At 57.7% G+C, this 2,271-nt stretch carries 2 protein-coding genes; both read right to left on the bottom strand.

What is annotated here, in order from left to right:
* Positions 1 to 105: 105 nt before the first annotated feature.
* Positions 106 to 882 (bottom strand): IS21-like element helper ATPase IstB, encoded by a 777-nt coding sequence (istB, locus tag RHIBUN_RS0132930; RefSeq protein WP_025662882.1) that lies wholly within the window; start codon positions 880 to 882, stop codon positions 106 to 108.
* Between the two features lie 12 nt (positions 883 to 894).
* Positions 895 to 2,271, bottom strand: a 1,377-nt coding sequence (istA, locus tag RHIBUN_RS35010) for an IS21 family transposase (protein ID WP_051420158.1), incomplete at its 5' end; no start/stop codon positions are given.

A 2,271-nucleotide genomic window follows, 5' to 3' on the forward strand; every position in this document is an offset into this window, starting at 1 on the left:
TGCGGATTTCTCTTAATTGGGACAGCGTTTTCAGAAAGTCGCGGACAAGCGTTTCGCTAAGTCGCGGACAACGGATCTGATCGAGTTCCGGTTGCCTTGTTGCTGTTACGGGTGATTAATTTCGGTTATTTCGCCACCGGTCAAGATCGGCGGTGTTTTTCGTTTCCGCATGCTGTCGCCTTCGAGCGTTATGCGGTGTGCATTGTGAACGATACGGTCTAAAATCGCATCAGCCAAAGTGGCCTCTCCGATCATCTCATGCCAGGCAGCCACGGGAAGCTGAGCCGTGATCAGGGTCGACTTCCGCCGATATCGTTCCTCGAATATTTCCAGCAGGTCGAGGCGCTGTCGGTCGTTCAAGGTATGAGTTCCCCAGTCATCCAGCACCAGCAACTGAACGCGTGCGAGCTTGTCGACAAGGCGCGGAAAGCGTCCATCGAGCCTGGCGAGTGCGAGGTCCTCAAACAGCCGCGGCATACGAACGTAGAGGACTGAGTAGTCGAGGCGGGCCGCCTGTCGTGCGAAGGCGCAAGCAATCCATGTTTTTCCGGTGCCCGTTTGGCCCGTCAGAATTAGATTCTCGTTTGCCTTCAGCCATGCACCTTGTGCCAGGGACAGGACGTTCCGGCGGTCAAGGCCGCGGTGCGATCCAAAGTCGATGTCTTCGATCGAGGCATTGGCAAAACGAAGCTTCGCCGTGGCGAGCCTGTTTGTTAGCCGTCGGTCGGTTCTTACGGCGATCTCGCGGTCGAGCATCAGACCCAGCCGTTCGTCGAAGCTCAGATCGCTTCCATGAGCCTGCTCGATAAGCTCGCGATAGGCCGTCGCCATCCCGGCAAGACCGAGCGCATTCATCTGATCCAGTGTTGGATGTGTCAGCATCTGATGTCCTCTTCATTGGTAGTAGGTTTTGCCGCGGATATTGCCGTGCGGCGGTGCCGGCTTCACAGCCTCGCTCGTAGCCGGAGCCTGATCGAGGCCAGATCTGAGAATGTTGGCGACAGACGAATAGCTCAGCGCGTTGATGACCAGTGCTCGCTCGCACGCCAGCTCCAGCCGACCGGATTCGTATCGACGCGCCAGGGAAAGAACGCCTTGAGCAGATCGGTAACCTTGCTCGGGATGCGGGCGATCGCATAGCAGACGTTCAATAAAGGTCGCCGTATTGGTTCCGACCTTTGCTGCTTCCCTGCGCAATGTGTGGGGTGTCGTGTTTGCGTAGCGCTGGTGAGCCTTGGGCATATGTTCATTGACGGTAATGTGGCCGGAGCGCTGCGAGCTTCGGATGTGGCTGGCGACACGCCTGTGATCAAAGAAGATCTCGACTGCCCGATACGTCAGCCTGATATCGACCCGCCTTCCGATGAGACCGTGCGGCACGGAATAGAACGTCTTGTCGACCTCGACATGGTAGTCGGGATGGACCTTCGCGACCTTCCATTCCGCATACTCAAACGGCGTTGAAGGCAGCGGCTTGAGCTGGGAGCGCTCGACTTCATCGAACAAAGCGCGCCGAGACTTGCCATATCGCCGCATCGTTCGGGTGTTGAGATCCTCGATCAAAGCGCTAATGCGGATATTGAGATCACCGAGGCTGAAGAAGCGTTCGTTTCGAAGTCTGGCCAGAACCCACCTCTCGACGATTAAAACCGTCCCTTCGGCGGATGGTTTGTCCCGAGGATGTTTGGGCCGTGCTGGAACCACCGTTGTGTCATAGTGCTCGGCGAAAGCGGCAAAAGTCGCATTCAAGGTCGGTTCAAACCAAAGCGCCTTGGCCACCGCAGACTTGAGGTTGTCGCAGATGGTCGTCTTCGTCACGCCACCGAAGTAACTGAAGGCCCGTTGGTTGGCCTCGATCCAATCGGGCAGCTTTTGGCTGAAGCTGGCATAAGAGAACGTCAACTGCGACGCGCTCAGCACCGCCACATAGATCTGCGCCGCCCGGACCTCGCCGGTAGATGGATCAATGATCGGGATCGTATGGCCGGCATAGTCGCATTCCATCGCCACGCCACCGACGTGACGGCTGCGATAGGTGGGTTTGGCCCGGCTTTCGTGATCGGCAAACCGGCAGCAGAACCACGTATAGCCGTAGCCATCCGGATGGGTTTCCCGGTATTCCTGCCATAGCAGATTGAGCGTCACGCCCTTGCGCTTCAGTTCGCTGGCCACCTTCGGCCAATTCGGTTCGTCGGTATCGCGCGGAGGTCGCCCCATTCGGCGGAATAGTCGTTGCTCGAGAACATCGTCCTCGTCCAGGCCTGGTGGAAG

This window comes from Rhizobium sp. IBUN (assembly GCF_000510625.1).
Taxonomy (GTDB): Bacteria; Pseudomonadota; Alphaproteobacteria; order Rhizobiales; family Rhizobiaceae; genus Rhizobium; species Rhizobium altiplani.

Excerpts from the sequence above, each read along its gene's own strand:
- istB (WP_025662882.1), bottom strand. The coding sequence starts at position 882 with ATGCTGACACATCCAACACTGGATCAGATGAATGCGCTCGGTCTTGCC.